This is a genomic window from Phenylobacterium sp. LjRoot97 (assembly GCF_964254345.1).
Taxonomy (GTDB): domain Bacteria; phylum Pseudomonadota; class Alphaproteobacteria; order Caulobacterales; family Caulobacteraceae; genus Phenylobacterium.
This window is the reverse complement of sequence record NZ_CAXUTH020000001.1, coordinates 3,023,925-3,038,109: the sequence shown is the minus strand read 5'-3', so window position 1 is coordinate 3,038,109 and position 14,185 is coordinate 3,023,925. Positions and strand designations below refer to the sequence as shown.

Sequence of the window (14,185 nt, the reverse complement as noted above, 5' to 3'; positions counted from 1 at the left end):
CCGGCTTGCGGCTGCGGCGGATCGTACGCCTGCGAGTGCGGGGCCATGGCCGCCAGCCGTCCTACTCCTCGGCCCAATTTCGGGCGGAGGAGGCGAGATGCGCAGACGACTTCTGGCGACCACGATCTTGATCGGGACAATGACCTTCGCGGGCCAGGCGGCAGGCGCCGGGCCGACCGTCACCACCCCGCGAGCGGCCTATGGCTTCGACATCGGCGACAACTACAAGCTCGCCAACTACACCCAGATGGAGGCCTACTGGCGAAAGCTCGCCGGCGAGAGCGATCGGATGAAGCTGGTCAGCATCGGCAAGACCGCCGAGGGGCGCGAGCAGCTGATGGCCATCGTCTCTTCGCCCGAAAACCTCAAGTCGCTCGACCGCTATCGCGAGATCGCCCGGCGGCTGGCCCAGGCTGACGGCCTGACGCCCGAGCAGGCGAGGGCGCTGGCTCGCGAGGGCAAGGCCGTGGTCTGGATCGACGGCGGCCTGCACGCCACCGAGACGGTCGGGACGCAGGAACTGACCCAGATCCTCTACGAGGTGCTGAAGGGCGACGACGCGGAAACGCGCCGGATTCTCGACGAGGTGATCATCCTCTTTGCGCACGCCAACCCGGATGGAATGGAGCTGGTGTCGGACTGGTACATGGCCAATCCGGTTCCCGAAAAGCGCGAGTTCGAGAGCATTCCGCGGCTGTACCACAAGTATGTGGGGCACGATAATAACCGCGACTTCTTCATGTCGAACATGCCCGAGACGGAGAACATCAACCGTATTCTCTACCGGGAGTGGTTTCCGCAGATCGTCTATAACCACCACCAGTCCGGACCGCCGGGCACGGTGGTGTTCATGCCCACGCACCGCGACCCCTACAACTTCAACCTCGACCCGCTGGTGCTGACCGGCCTGGACGGGGTCGGCGCCAGCATGCACGCGCGGCTGATCGCCGAGGGCAAGCCGGGCGGGGTGCGCCGGGACTATGCGCCCTACACCAACTGGGCGGGCACGACGTTGCGGGCCAACGCCCTGTTCCACAATTCGATCGGGGTGATCACCGAGATCATCGGTTCGCCCAGTCCGGCGCGCCTGGAACTGATCGCGCGCAACCAGTTGCCGACCAACGACAACCTGATGCCGGTCGCGCCGCAGACTTGGACCTTCAAGCAGTCGATCGACTATTCGATCTCGATGAACCGCGCGGTGCTCGACTATGCGGCGCGCAACCGCGAGACCCTGCTGCACTCGATCTATGCGATGGCGCAGAACGGCATCGACAAGGGATCGCGCGACAGCTGGACCGTGACGCCCAGCCTGATCGCCAAGCTGGACGAAGAAGCCAAGAAAATCCCCTACCGCCAGGACACCCCGCGTTGGGGCATGGGCTTCTCGTCGGCGGCGATCGAGCCGTCGCTCTACGAGCAGGTGCTGCGCAATCCGGCCAAGCGCGATCCGCGCGGCTACATCCTCACCGCCGATCAGGCCGACCTGCCGCGCGTGGTCGTGTTCATGAACGCCCTGGTGAAGAGCGGCCTGCAGGTCGAGCGGGCCACCGCGCCGTTCTCGGTCGCCGGCAAGTCGTACCCGGCCGGATCGTTCGTCGTGAAGACCGCCCAGCCTTATCGCGCCCAGGTGCTGGACATGTTCGAAGCCCAGGACCATCCGAACGACCTGGCCTATCCGGGCGGTCCGCCGATCCCGCCGCACAACGTCACGGGCTACACGCTGGCCTACCAGATGGGGGTGAAGTTCGACCGTATCCTCGACGGCTTCGAGGCGCCGACGCAGCCGGTCACCGACGTGATGAAGCCGCCAGCCGCGGCGATCCAGGGAACCGGCAAAGCCGGCTATCTGGTCAGCCACGAGATCAACAACGCCTTCATCCTGCAGAACCGGCTGCTGAAGGCCGGCAAGGAAGTCCACTGGATCAAGCCGGCCGTCTCCGCCGACGGCGTCGACTTCGCGCCTGGAGCGCTGTGGATCCCGGAGGCGCCGGGCGTCCGCGCGGTGGTCGAGGCCACGGCCAAGGAGGCCGGCGTGGCGGCCCTCGCCGTGGCGGCCCAGCCGGCCGGGGAGACGATCAAGATGAAGCCGATCCGCATCGGCCTGGTCGATCTCTACGGCGGGGTCATGCCGTCAGGCTGGAACCGCTGGCTGTTCGAGACCTACGAGTTTCCGTTCGAGGTGGTCTATCCCCAGCGTCTCGACGTCGGGAACCTGAACAAGGACTTCGACGTGCTGGTGTTCGCCGACGACACCGTGCTTGAGCCGCCGGCTCCCGATCGCCCGCGCCGCGCCCCGCCCAAGCCGCAGGACGTGCCCGCGAAGTACCGCGCCTGGCTCGGGGAGGTGAGCGAGGACAAGACGGTCCCGCAACTCGACGCCTTTGTGCGCAAGGGCGGATCGATCGTTGCGGTCGGCAGCGCCACGCGGCTCGGCTATGACCTGAAGCTACCGATCAGCGACGCGCTGGTGGAGACGGGCGCCGACGGGGCGGCCAAGCCGCTCGGCAGGGGCAAGTTCTACATTCCCGGGTCGATCATGGCCAACGTGGTGGACAACGAGGATCCGCTGGCCTTCGGCCTGCCCAAGGACCTGAACGTCTACTACTACAACAGTCCCGCCTTCAAGGTTGCGTCTGGCGCGACGGACGCCAGGTCGGTGGCCTACTTCTCGGGCAAGCAAACCCTGCGCAGCGGCTGGGCGTGGGGCCAGTCGCACCTGGACGGCGCCAGCTCGGTGGTGGACGCCTCGCTGGGTCGCGGCAAGGTGTTCCTGATGGGGCCGGAGGTCACCCAACTCGGCCAGTCGCAGGGCACCTACAAGCTGCTGTTCAATGGGCTGTACTACGGCCCGGCAACGGCCCGCTGAGGCGCATTACCTGAGAACATCGAGGGGAGGCGTGATGAGCGCCTCCCCATTTTCATGACCAACGCCCAATGAAAAGCGCCGCCGGCCTTCTGGCCGGCGGCGCCTCTGCGCAAACCCTGGGGCGTGGGGTCAGAACGATTTGCGCAGGTTCAGGCCGACGGTGCGGGGCAGGACCGAGTTGGTCAGCATTTCCGAACCGGCGCTGGAGGAGACCGTGTTCGCGCCGAAGATGTCGAAGGCGTTGCGGACGAAGAGGTAGGCCCCCCAATCCTCGCCTTCGAGGCCGGCGCGCAGGTTCACGACACCGAAGTCGCCCTGCTTCTCGTAATAGACGTTGGTCGGACGGAAGTGGGAGTAGGACTTGCCAGTGTAGCTGTAGTCCATCCGAACGACGCCATCGAACGAGTCGCTGACCGGCCACATGTACTCGACGCCGGCCGAGCCCATGAACTTGGCGACCTGGGGGATCTGGTCCCCGGCGTCGCCGAGCGAGGTCGAGTCACGGATGTTCGGGTTGATCTGATCCTCAAGCAGCTTCGGGTCGGTGAAGGTCAGGCCGCCGTTCAGCGACAGGCCGTCGATCGGACGGGCGTTGAACTCCAGCTCGATGCCGCGAATGCGGGCCTTGCCGGCGTTGAGGATGAAGCTGCAGCAGCCGCTGAGCGTCTGGGCGGAGGTTTGAATGTCCTCCCAGTCGATCTGGTAGATGGCGGCGTTCAGGATCAGGCGCCGGTCGAACCACGAGGTCTTCACCCCCAACTCGTAGTTCCAGACGGCGTCAGGGCCGTAGGGAACGAGGGCGGCTTCCAGGTTCGGGGTGTTGTTGGCCCCGCCGGGGCGGAAGCCCTGGGCGGCCGTGGCGTAGACCAGAATGTCGCTGTTGTACTGATAGTTGACGCTGAACTTCTTCAGCCAGCCGTCGGCGTCGGCGCCGTAGCTGCGGTAGGGCTCGACGAGCGAACCGGACACCCAGTTGGGCATGTCGGTCTGCCCGCTGGTGGTCTTCTCGTACTTGTAGCGGCGCAGGCCGAGGTTGAGGGTCAGGCCTTCCAGCAGCTCGTAGGAGACGTCGCCGAAGAACGCGGTCTGGGTCGTGTCGGTGTCGATCTCGCGGTGGAAGAAGATGGTCGGCGGCACGCCGATCACGCCGGTCTTGCCGTCGACGACGGCCAGGGTGCTGTCGACGTGGTCTTCGCGGACCTCATAGAAGGCCCCGACTGTCCACTGCAGCTTGCTCTCGCCGTTGGACGACATGCGAAGCTCGTTGGTGGAGGTGTGGACCCAGGCAGGCTTGTACAGCGTCGTCGGGGTCAGCGAGAGCGAGAAGGTCCTGAACTGGGCCAGCTGGGCGGCGTTGCAGGTGGTGGTCGGGATGCCGAGCGACTGGGTGAACCAGTTGCGGCAGTTGGTGGCGCTCGTCGAGTTGCTGAGCATCGTATAGGTGTAGTCGCTGGCGTTGAGCTGATCCCACTCGTAGTACGAGGAGGCCCAGGTCACCGTGGCGAAGCCGGCGTCGTAGCTGAGGTCGCTGGAGACCAGTGAGAGCTCGTCGCGGTTGATCGGGATCACGTAGCGGTCGGTGGCGTAGTCCTTGGCGCCCAGGGCCGGATACCAGCTGGAGCCGCCGCCGGGAGCGTCGGTCTTCTGGTACATCCCCATGCCGTACCAGGTGATGTTCTCGGTCGGCCGCGCCGTCAACATCAGCCGGCCGCCGTAGGTGGTCTTCTCGTTGATGTTCTTGGCTTGGTAGCGGATGTTGTCGATGAAGCCGCCGCGGGTCTCCTGGTAGAGCACCGCCCGCGCCCCGAGCTTGTCGTCGAGGATCGGGATGTTGACCATGCCCTTGACGTAATAGCTGAGGTCGCCTTCGCGCATGGCCGCCGCCTGGGCCTCGACCGTGCCGGCGTAGTTGTTGGTGTCGGCCTTGTTGAAGATCACGCGGACCGTGCCGCCCATCGAGCCCGAGCCGTAGAGGGTGCCTTGCGGGCCGCGCAGCACTTCGATGCGCTCGACGTCGAACAGGTTGCCGTCCTGCGACGAACCGCCGGAGTTCTGGGTGGTGTCGGATGGGCCGGTCAGCGGGGTTTCGTCGTAGTAGAGGCCGACCGTCGCCTCGCCGGACGCCTGGATGCCGCGCAGGGTGATGCGGCCGCCGCCGTCGGCGCCGCCGCCGATCTTCAGGCTGGGGACCTGCGAAGTCACATCTTGCAGCGACGTCGCGCCAATCTTCTCCAGGGTGTTCTCGCCGAGCGCGGTGATGGCGATCGGGGTCGACTGGACGGTCGTCTCACGCCGGGTGGCGGTGACGATCAGTTCCTCGACTTCGGAGGAGGCCTGGGCGTGGCCGATGGCTGGCATGGCCACGGCCGCTGCGGTGGCCATGACGTATAGCTTGAAGGTGGTTCGCGGTTTTCTCGTGCGCATGGTCTATCCCCTCGTTCGGGCGCCGCGGCGGGAGGCGCAGCTGCCTGGACAGGGAGACGGCGGGGTTGTTCGACCCCGCACATGCGATGATGCGGTTTAGCTTGGCCGGGCTTCTCGGGCCTTGGCGACGACCCAGCGGGTGAAGGCCTTGACCGGCGACGTGGCGACCTTTTCGTCGGGCACGACCCAGTAGTAGGCGCTGGGACTGGTCATCTCGTGGTCGAACAGCACCTGCAGCCGCGCGGTGGCGAGTTCCTCCTCGATCAGCACCCGCGGCAGCAGCGCTGCGCCGAGGCCGGCCGCCGCCGCCTGGGCGATCATTGCGAACTGCTCGTAGCGCGGCCCGCGGTGGACGCCGGGGCAATCCACGCCAAGGGACTCAAACCAATTGGCCCAGGCCAGCGGGCGCGTCGTCTGGTGGAGCAGGGTGGCTCTCGACAGGTCCTCCGGAGTCCAGAGCGCCTGGCTCTCGCGATACTCCGGGCTGCACACTGCGATCATCACCTCGTCCATGAGGTGGTAGCTCTCGGCTGAGGGCCAGGTCGGATTGCCGTAGTGAATGGCCGCGTCGAAGGTCTCGGCGCCGAAGCTGAACGGCTGCAGCCTCGTGGCGAAGTTGAGCGTGATGTCCGGATACTGCCGCATGAAGTCCGGCAGCCGCGGCACCAGCCAACGGGTCGCGAAGGTCGGCAGCACCGCGATGTTCAGGATGGCGGTGGAATCGGCGAAGGCCATGATCCGGTGCGTGGCCTCGCGCAGCTCCCCAAGAATTCGCCGGACTTCCTGCAGGTAGACCGCGCCGGCAGCGGTGAGGATCACGCGCTGGCGGATGCGTTCGAACAGCGTCACGCCGATCCGATCCTCCAGCAGCCGCACGGCCCGGCTGACCGCGCTCTGGGTCAGGTTCAGCTCGGCCGCGGCGCGGGTGAAGCTGGCATGGCGCGCCGCGCTTTCGAACGCCACGAGATCTCCGATCGAGGGGAGCAGAACCTGCCTAGTCATTCCGTTTTCTCATGAAGTATTCGATTTAAATCGCTTTCAAAGGCAATGGTAATCAGGAAATCTTTTGATCGATAAGTGGCGTTCACAAATAATCTGAGGTTCTGTGATGGTCGACGTGCAGTTGTGCAAACTGGTTCAGGGCGCACTTGATGACGTGCGCGCCGGAGCGCTGTTCAACTTGCTCGATGTCCGCTCTGAACTCTTGGCGCCGACTGAGAAGGTCTCCCGCGCAGTCATGGCGCAGGCGCTCAACATGGTGTTGTTCAACGACCTGCTCGAGCGGGTGCCGGCCGCCAAGGCCTATGCGCAGGACTGCCTGCGCGAAGGGCGCAAGGTCTTCCACGATCATGGTGCGGTCCGCACGGTCGTGCTCGACGGCATGGGTGAACTCCCGTCGGGCCAGGGCGCGCTTCTGCGCGTTCTGGCGCCGCTCGGATACAAGCTGAACGGTGTCTATCCGCTCGACCGCCTCAAGATGACAGGGCGCTCCTACGCCCAGGCCGACTATCCGGCCGACATCGCCCAATTCTTCGTCAGCGAGCTGCACGTCGACCGCTTTTCGGAGGCATTCGGCGCGGCGGTCGGGCGAGTGACCGCCAGCTCGCACGATCCGCTGACGCCAGCCGTGTCGGCTGTGCTGGAGCGCTTCGAGCGTGACGGAGAGGTCGAGTTCGAGGATGCGGCTTCGGCGTTGCCGGTGCTCGCCGCATGCTTCGATCGTCAGCACGCCGACCCCGCCGTGACCGACTACGAGACGCTTCTGGCCGAGTCGGCGGAAATGGCCTGGATCGCCACCGAGGGGAACGCCTTCAACCACGCGACCGACCGCGTGCCCGACGTCGAGGCCCTGGCTGAAGCGCAAAAGGCGCTCGGCCGGCCGATGAAGGATGCGGTGGAGGTGTCGCTGTCCAAGCGCGTGCGCCAGACCGCCTTCCGCGCCGCCCAGGTCGTGAGGTCCTTCGCCGACGGCCGCGGCGGTCTGGTCGAGCGGACCGTGCCGGGCTCGTTTTACGAGTTCATCACCCGGATGCCGATGATCGACGAGGCCACGGGCGAGGAGACGCTGGATCTCGCCTTCGACAGCTCCAACGCCCAGGGCATCTTCAAGATGACCGAGGCGGCGAAGGTTGATGCATGATCGCCGCCGCATCCCAGCTGGCGGCTGATCTCGAAGCCATCGTCGGTTCGGTGGGCCTGATCATGGATCGCGCCGAGATGCGCGGCTACGAGATCGCGGCGCGCTATGGCGAAGGGCGCGCGGCCCTCGTCGTGCGGCCGGCGGACGTCGCTGAGGTGTCTGCGGTGGTGGCGCTGTGCGTGAAGCGTGGCGTACGGGTCATTCCGCAAGGCGCCAACACCGGCCTGGTCGGCGGCTCGACGCCCGACGGATCGGGCGACCAGGTCGTGCTCAGCCTCGACCGCCTGCGCCAGCCTTTGAAAGTCGATGCGGTCAATCGAACCGTCGAGGCCGGGGCGGGCGTGCGCTTGTCGGCGGTCAATGACCTGTTGAGCCCGTTGGGGCTTTGGCTGCCGATCGATCTGGGCGCTGACCCGACCATCGGCGGCATGGCGGCGACCAACACCGGCGGCGCCCGGTTCATCCGATATGGCGACATGCGCCGCCAAATCCTGGGACTGCAGGTCGTTCTCGCCGACGAGGCGGGCACCGTGATCGAGCTCAAGCGCGGCGTGCGAAAGGACAATACGGGTCTGGACCTGCGCCAGCTGTTCGTCGGGGCCTGCGGCGGCTTTGGCGTGATCACTCGCGTCGAAATGGAGGTGCAGCGTCAGCCGCGCCAGACGGCGGCGGCGCTCATCCTGTTGTCCGATCCGGCCGTCGCCCTGCCGCTGCTGGCGCACTTCGAGCGCGAGGCGGGCGAACTTCTGAGCGCGTTCGAAGGCATGTCCGGCGAGGCGTTGGCGCGCGCGCTGGCGCACGTGCCGGGGTTGCGCGATCCCTTTGCCGGACGTGCGCCGCCATCCTATGCGGTGCTGGTCGAGCTAAGCTGCGTGCGTCCCGTGCGGATCGGCGAGACGCCCATCGACAAGGTGCTGGAGGCCTGCGTCGCCGAGTGGTGGGAGCGTGACGACGTCGCGACCCTGGACGCTTTGATCGGACCGCCCGAGGATCTGTGGGCTGTGCGGCATGCGATCTCGGAGGGTCTGCGGGAGTCGGGGCGCCTGATCGGTTTCGACCTGGCGTTCCGGCGTTCGGACCTCTTCGCGTTCCGGGATGCGGCGATCGCCATGCTGGCGGTGGAGTTTCCGGAGTTCGTGGTCTGTGACTTCGGCCACATCGGCGACGGCGGGGTGCACTTCAATCTGGTCTGTTCGATGGCCGTTGCCGCTGATGAGGCGCGGTCGCGGCTTCTGCGCGAGCGGGTCTACGCGCTGGCGGTCGGGGAGTTCGGCGGCAGCTTCAGCGGCGAGCACGGCCTGGGGCGGGTGAATCTGCCGTTCTATCAAGCCTACACCCCTGCGCGGATCCAGGCGTTGTCGGGCGCGGTGCAGCGAGCGTTCACCGCAGCGCCGCTTGGGGTTGTGGACTATGCGAAACCGGTCGTCAGCGCGGTTCAATAGTTGCGCATGGCCGGGCCGAAAGGCCTATCGATTGAGCATAGTTTGAATTGAGTAGAGTTAAATACAAATAGCTCGATGGTTTTGCTTCAAGCTGCGTAAACTAAATATAGTTGATGTTGTTGGGGGCGTTGCGGTGAGTTCTGGAGACGCGAGTGTTGGTGGCGGGAAGTCCCGTCGAGGTCTCGCCCACTATCTCAAGACCTATTGGTTCGACGTCGTGCTCTGGAAGCGGATCGTCGGCGCAATGCTGGTCGGGGCGCTCGTTGGCCTGGCCCTTGGTGAGGCTGCGGTCCAGCTCAAGTGGATCGGCGACATCTTCGTGCGCCTGGTGCGGATGCTGGTCATTCCGCTGGTGTTCACGACCATCGTCGTCGGCGTCATCTCGATCGCCGACGTGCGCCGGCTTGGCTCGATCGGCGCCAAGACGCTGTTTCTGTACTTCATCACCACCTTGCTGGGGGCCTGTCTCGGCCTGCTGATCGGGGGGCTGATCCAGCCCGGCGTCGGGGTGGAGTTCGCTTCGGCTGCGGCCGCGCCGGCGCTGGCTGAGCCGGCGTCGTTGAGCGAGCAGTTCCTCGGGATCATTCCGATCAATCCCGTCGCAGCGCTCGCCAACGGCGACATGCTGGCGGTGATCTTCTTCGCCATCATGTTCGGGGCGTCCCTGCTCATGGCGCGCGAGCACTGCGCGCCGTTGAACGCCGTCTTCGAAGGCGCGGCGGCGGCGATGCAGCAGCTGACCCGGATCGTCATGGAGTTCGCGCCGTTCGGCGTCTTCGCGCTGATCGCCTGGGTCGCAGGCACGAGCGGGCCGTCGGTCTTCGTCAACATCGGATTGCTGGCGCTCTGCGTGCTAATCGGCTGCACGCTCCAGGTGCTGATCGTTCACGGCGGGTTGGTGCGGCTGGCGGCGCGGCTGCCGGCCCGACCGTTCTACCGCGACATCGCCGACGCCGTTGTCGTGGCGTTCTCGACCTCGTCGAGCGCCGCGACCCTGCCGGTGGTCATGCGGGTCGCCGAGGAAAACCTCGGCGTCAGCAAGGCGGTGTCGTCGACGGCGCTGCCGATCGGGGCGACGATCAGCATGGACGGCACGGCGATGTATGTCGGCCTGCTGGCGATGTTCTCGGCCCAGGCGTTCGGCGTCGAGCTGACCTGGAGCCAGTACGTGATGATCGTGCTGTCGACGGCGATCGTCGCGATCGGCTCGGCGCCGATCCCGTCGGCCGCGCTCTTCCTGCTGGCCGGGGTGCTGCAGGTCGTCGGCCTGAGCGCCGAACAGACCGCCCTGGTGGTGGGCTTCATCCTGCCGTTCGACCGGCCGCTCGACATGATGAGGACGGTGCCGAACTGCACCTCGGACCTCTCGGTGGCGGTGACCGTGGCGCGCTGGGAAGGCGAGCTGGACGAGGCGGTCTATCGCGCGCCGCCGACCAGCTGAACGTGGTCGGGGACATGCTCAGGTTGTGTGGCGTCTCTGTGAATAAATAAGTTGCGAGTATTATTCGGGCGACTTGAGTAATTGCCGAGCAAGCAGGCGAAAGAGCAAGAGGTCGGTCCGTATTGTTGGTGGGTGTGACGGTTCCAGCGGTGAAATAACAAAGTTTAAGTCACCGAGTTGGGCCATCGAGTGTTGGGGGCCAAATATGAGCGGCGGAAGGTCTGAAGTGTCGTCCAGGACGCGGAAAAAGCGTTCGGAAGCGACGGAGTTCATCAAGCCCCTGCGGGCGTTCTTTGGGGCCCGGGCCCATCGCGACGATGTCGACGACCTGGTGCAGGATGTCCTCATCCGCATGCACAACCGCCCGCCCGAGGAAATCCAGAACCTCGACAGCTACATCTTTCAGGTCGCGATGAATGTTCTGCGCGACGCGTACCGGCGAGATCGCGTGAGGTTGAAGACCTATCACTGCGAGCTTCTCGAAAATTCCCACCCGCTCGACGAATTTTCTCCCGAACGCATAGTGCGGGCTCGCGAGGAACTGCGTCATACGATTGCGGCGATGAGCGAATTGCCGGAGAAGACCCGCGATGTGCTGGTCCTGCTCCGGTGGGAAGGTCTGACCTACCCGCAAGTGGCCGAGCGGCTGTCCATTTCGGTGAGCGCCGTCGAGAAGCACGTGACAAGATCGATGCGTCATCTGCTGACGCGTTTGCTGGATGAAGATGAGCCGCAAGACGACGAAGGCAGGGCCGGACCAGAAGTCGCTCGCGGAGGCAAGCGCGTGGCTGGCGCGCATGTCGTCTCCCTCCGCGACGTTAGAAGACGCGTCTGCTGTTGATGCGTGGCTGGCCGAGGATCCGCGCAACCTCGTGGCCTGGCGGGCGGCCTGCGCGCTGTGGGCTGAGCTGGGCGGCGCTGGCGATGATCCGGCCGTGGCGGCGCTTCGCGCCGAGACCGCACGCCGGACGGCGCGCCGCGACGGCAAGGACGACTGATCTCGCCGGACTGCTCAGCGTCCTGACGCTGGCGGTCGCCCCGAGCGCGGCAGCCGATCCGGGGGCGGACCTCTACCGCCGCCATTGTGCGGTCTGTCACTCTTTGGAGCCTGGCGAAAATAAGCTCGGGCCGTCGCTGGCCGAGGTGGTCGGCGGCAAGGCCGGCCAGGCGCCGGGTTACAACTACTCGGCGGCGATGCGGGCCGCCGGCGGCGTCTGGGACGTCAGCCGGCTCGACGCCTTCCTGGAGAACTCGCGGGCCGCGGTCCCGGGCAACAAGATGGCCTTTGCAACCAAGACCAGCCCCGCCGATCGCGCCGCGATCATCGGCTTCCTGCGCGCCCAGCCCTAGCGGGGGCGCAGGATCGCCGGCATGTCGCGCTCGGCGCGCGGGCCGGGCAAGGCCCGCAGATAGGCGAAGACGTCGGCGAGTTCGCGGTTGGTCATCAGCAGGCGGCTGTAGGCCGGCATGATGTTCGACGGCGTGCGCATCTGCGCGACATAGGCCTCATAGGGCAGCTGGGTGTCGGCGAGCACAGGGCCTGGCCCGCCGCCCTGACCGACGCTGCCGTGGCAGTTCTGGCAGCCGTTCTTCAGATAGGCCTGGCGTCCCGCGGCGCGGTCGCCGCGCGGAGCTTCCTGGGCGGCGAGCGGCTGCGCGGCGGCGAGGACGGCGAGCAGCGGAAACAGCGCAAGGCGCATGATCGGGATCCTCAACGCGGTTCGACGACGGCGTCGATCAAGGCCGGCTCGCCGCGTTTGACGACGGCCAGGGCGCGCTTGATCGCGCCGCGCAGGTCCTTCGGATCGGTGATCGGGCCTTCGGCGTAGACGCCCATGGACCTGGCCATCTGCGCGAAATCGATGTGAGGCGAGTCGAGGGCGGTCCCGATGCCGACCCGGTCCATGCCGCGGCTGCGCCGGGCGGCCATGTTCTGCACGTACATGACCTCCTGATGGTAGGCCCTATTGTTGTACATCAGGTACAGAATTGGAATTTTGTGGTGCGCGGCGCTCCAAAGCACGCCGGGACCGAACATCAGGTCGCCGTCGCCCTGGAAGGCGACGCTCAGCCGGCCCTTGTCACGGTTCGCCAAGGCCGCGCCCAGCGCCGCCGGCGCGAAGTAACCGAGGCCCCAGCCGCCAGACCCGCCATTGAACCGATAGTGCCGGTCGGCCGGCCACATCCGCCGCCAGGCCGGCATCAGCCCCTCGCCGACCAGCGACCAGTCCTCGTCGCGGATCTGGTCCCAGAGCTCGGCGGTCAGGCGGGCGGTGGTGATCGGCGTGGAATCCCAGCCGATGCTGGCCTCGCGCCGCATGCGCTCAAGATTGGCGGCCTGGGCCCTGCCGTACCGGACCGCGCGAGCCTCGCGGGCGTCGGCCGAGGCCGGATCCAAGCGCTTCTTGACCGCCTCGATGAGCGGCCGCAGCGAGGTCTGGGCGTCGCCTGTGACTGAAATATCGACGTCCTGGTAGCGGCCGAAGTCCTGGAAGTTCGACTTCAGGAACAGGTCCTTGGCGCCGATATGGATGGTCTTGGCGCCGTCCTTGGTGAGCGGCCGCGAGCGGCGGACGATGCGGTCGGTCGAGGCGTTGAGCGCCTGCCAGAAGTCGTTGACCTCCAGCCCCACCACGACGTCGGCCTGGCCGATGGTCGCCGCCCCGCGGAAGCTCTGGTTGAGGCGGTGATGGGCCGGGAAGTTGGTGCGGCCGTTGCGGTCGATGACCGCGCACTGAAGGGTCTCGGCCAGCTCGACGAGCAGGTCCATGCCCTCCTGGCCGCGCGCCATCCGGTCGGCGATCAGCACTGGAGACTGCGCCTGGGCCAGCAGGCGGGCCGTCTCCTCGATCGCCGCGTCGTTGGCCTGGGGCAGGGCGAGGTTCGGCGGGCGCGGGATCCGCAGCGCCTGGCGATCCTCGATCGGATGCTCCTGAAGCTCGGTGTCGACCGACAGCACCACCGGTCCCATCGGCGGGGTCATCGCGATCTGGTAGGCGCGGACCAGCGACTCCCCGAAGCCCTGCAGGGTGTGGGGCTGGTCGTCCCACTTGATGTAGTCGCGGACCATGCCGACCGGGTCCTGGGCCGAGTGAACCCACTCGGAGCGCTGTCGCTTGTCGGACTCCATGGTGTTGCCGCCCAGGACGATCACCGGCGCCCGGTCGCAATAGGCGTTGTAGATCGCCATGCTCGCGTGCTGCAGACCGACGGTGCCGTGAACCATCATCGCCAGCGGCTTGCCCGAGATCTTGGCGTAGCCGTGCCCCATGGCCACGGCGATCTCCTCGTGGGTGCAGGTCAGCAGTTCGGGACTGACGTTGCCGCCGTGGTTGACCAGCGCCTCGTGCAGGCCGCGGAAGCTCGAGGCGGGATTGGTCAGCACATAGGGGATGTCCAGCGACTTGATGACGTCGACCATGTAGTCGGCGCCGCCGGAAGCCTGGATGACGGGATCGCCGGGCGGTCCGCTCTCCAGCGCCTCGTCGGGGCGGGGCAGGGCGCGCGCGGCCTCGGGCGTCGCCGCGGACTGGGCGGCCGCCAACGAGGGGGCGGCCAGGCCCGCGGCGCCGGCGAGCGCGCCGCCACGAAGAAGCGCGCGTCGGTGAAGATCTGGAACGTCCGACACTGCAACTCCCCCTAGCCGCGTTCGCCGACGCTACGGTTCCTCAGGAGGCGCGACGCGAAAAGCGATTTTTCCTCATTAGTTCATGCGGTTGCGGAATGCGGCTGAGGCGCGGTCGACGTGCGGTTCGGGAGCCTCGCGAAATTTGCGCCGATCGAGTGCGGGGTCGCCGCGCCGCGCCGTCCAACCCCCCGAAGACCAAACGAGATCGAGACGCCCGCCAAGCTCGGCGGCGTCAGCCAGG

At 66.6% G+C, this 14,185-nt stretch carries 11 protein-coding genes; 7 read left to right on the top strand and 4 right to left on the bottom strand.

The window, feature by feature from the left end; translation table 11 throughout:
- Nucleotides 1-97: 97 nt before the first annotated feature.
- Entirely contained in the window at nucleotides 98-2,869 is a 2,772-nt protein-coding gene (locus ACSQ2H_RS15035) for a M14 family zinc carboxypeptidase (protein WP_436062197.1), read from the top strand.
- A gap of 129 nt (nucleotides 2,870-2,998) precedes the next feature.
- Here the strand turns inward: ACSQ2H_RS15035 and ACSQ2H_RS15030 are convergent, their stop codons facing one another.
- Nucleotides 2,999-5,293, bottom strand: coding sequence for a TonB-dependent receptor (locus ACSQ2H_RS15030; protein WP_436062196.1), 2,295 nt, complete (start codon nucleotides 5,291-5,293; stop codon nucleotides 2,999-3,001).
- Nucleotides 5,294-5,389: 96 nt separating this feature from the next.
- Nucleotides 5,390-6,295 (bottom strand): transcriptional regulator GcvA, encoded by a 906-nt coding sequence (gene gcvA / locus ACSQ2H_RS15025; protein ID WP_436062195.1) that lies wholly within the window; start codon nucleotides 6,293-6,295, stop codon nucleotides 5,390-5,392.
- 106 nt (nucleotides 6,296-6,401) lie between these two features.
- Between gcvA and ACSQ2H_RS15020 the strand changes: the two genes are divergently transcribed.
- The 6 genes from ACSQ2H_RS15020 to ACSQ2H_RS14995 all read left to right on the top strand — a co-directional run bounded on the left by ACSQ2H_RS15020 (nucleotide 6,402) and on the right by ACSQ2H_RS14995 (nucleotide 11,666).
- Nucleotides 6,402-7,433: a DUF1338 domain-containing protein gene (locus ACSQ2H_RS15020; RefSeq protein WP_436062194.1), complete on the top strand. Its 1,032-nt coding sequence runs from the start codon at nucleotides 6,402-6,404 to the stop codon at nucleotides 7,431-7,433.
- Nucleotides 7,430-8,875: an FAD-binding oxidoreductase gene (locus tag ACSQ2H_RS15015; protein ID WP_436062193.1), complete on the top strand. Its 1,446-nt coding sequence runs from the start codon at nucleotides 7,430-7,432 to the stop codon at nucleotides 8,873-8,875. The genes ACSQ2H_RS15020 and ACSQ2H_RS15015 overlap by 4 nt, the downstream gene beginning before the upstream one ends.
- Before the next feature lie 133 nt (nucleotides 8,876-9,008).
- The gene (locus ACSQ2H_RS15010) at nucleotides 9,009-10,316 is read left to right on the top strand and encodes a dicarboxylate/amino acid:cation symporter (RefSeq protein WP_436062192.1); all 1,308 of its coding nucleotides are present in this window, start codon (nucleotides 9,009-9,011) and stop codon (nucleotides 10,314-10,316) included.
- 205 nt (nucleotides 10,317-10,521) lie between these two features.
- Nucleotides 10,522-11,157 (top strand): RNA polymerase sigma factor, encoded by a 636-nt coding sequence (locus ACSQ2H_RS15005; protein WP_436062191.1) that lies wholly within the window; start codon nucleotides 10,522-10,524, stop codon nucleotides 11,155-11,157.
- Complete coding sequence (locus ACSQ2H_RS15000) at nucleotides 11,042-11,314, top strand: FecR/PupR family sigma factor regulator (protein ID WP_436062190.1); 273 nt, start codon at nucleotides 11,042-11,044, stop codon at nucleotides 11,312-11,314. The genes ACSQ2H_RS15005 and ACSQ2H_RS15000 overlap by 116 nt, the downstream gene beginning before the upstream one ends.
- Nucleotides 11,241-11,666 (top strand): c-type cytochrome, encoded by a 426-nt coding sequence (locus tag ACSQ2H_RS14995; protein WP_436062189.1) that lies wholly within the window; start codon nucleotides 11,241-11,243, stop codon nucleotides 11,664-11,666. Before ACSQ2H_RS15000 ends, ACSQ2H_RS14995 begins: the two co-directional genes overlap by 74 nt.
- Here the strand turns inward: ACSQ2H_RS14995 and ACSQ2H_RS14990 are convergent.
- A complete protein-coding gene (locus ACSQ2H_RS14990) occupies nucleotides 11,663-12,016 on the bottom strand; it encodes a c-type cytochrome (RefSeq protein WP_436062188.1) in 354 nt (117 codons plus the stop codon). The genes ACSQ2H_RS14995 and ACSQ2H_RS14990 overlap by 4 nt on opposite strands.
- An 11-nt stretch (nucleotides 12,017-12,027) precedes the next feature.
- Nucleotides 12,028-13,944, bottom strand: a complete 1,917-nt coding sequence (locus ACSQ2H_RS14985) for a thiamine pyrophosphate-binding protein (RefSeq protein WP_436062187.1) — start codon at nucleotides 13,942-13,944, stop codon at nucleotides 12,028-12,030.
- Nucleotides 13,945-14,185 lie beyond the last annotated feature (241 nt).

Coding starts and splice junctions, on each gene's coding strand:
- ACSQ2H_RS15015 (WP_436062193.1), top strand. CDS start 7,430: ATGATCGCCGCCGCATCCCAGCTGGCGGCTGATCTCGAAGCCATCGTC.
- ACSQ2H_RS15030 (WP_436062196.1), bottom strand. CDS start 5,293: ATGCGCACGAGAAAACCGCGAACCACCTTCAAGCTATACGTCATGGCC.
- ACSQ2H_RS15005 (WP_436062191.1), top strand. CDS start 10,522: ATGAGCGGCGGAAGGTCTGAAGTGTCGTCCAGGACGCGGAAAAAGCGT.
- ACSQ2H_RS15035 (WP_436062197.1), top strand. CDS start 98: ATGCGCAGACGACTTCTGGCGACCACGATCTTGATCGGGACAATGACC.
- gcvA (WP_436062195.1), bottom strand. CDS start 6,295: ATGACTAGGCAGGTTCTGCTCCCCTCGATCGGAGATCTCGTGGCGTTC.
- ACSQ2H_RS14995 (WP_436062189.1), top strand. CDS start 11,241: ATGATCCGGCCGTGGCGGCGCTTCGCGCCGAGACCGCACGCCGGACGG.
- ACSQ2H_RS15020 (WP_436062194.1), top strand. CDS start 6,402: ATGGTCGACGTGCAGTTGTGCAAACTGGTTCAGGGCGCACTTGATGAC.
- ACSQ2H_RS14990 (WP_436062188.1), bottom strand. CDS start 12,016: ATGCGCCTTGCGCTGTTTCCGCTGCTCGCCGTCCTCGCCGCCGCGCAG.
- ACSQ2H_RS15000 (WP_436062190.1), top strand. CDS start 11,042: ATGAGCCGCAAGACGACGAAGGCAGGGCCGGACCAGAAGTCGCTCGCG.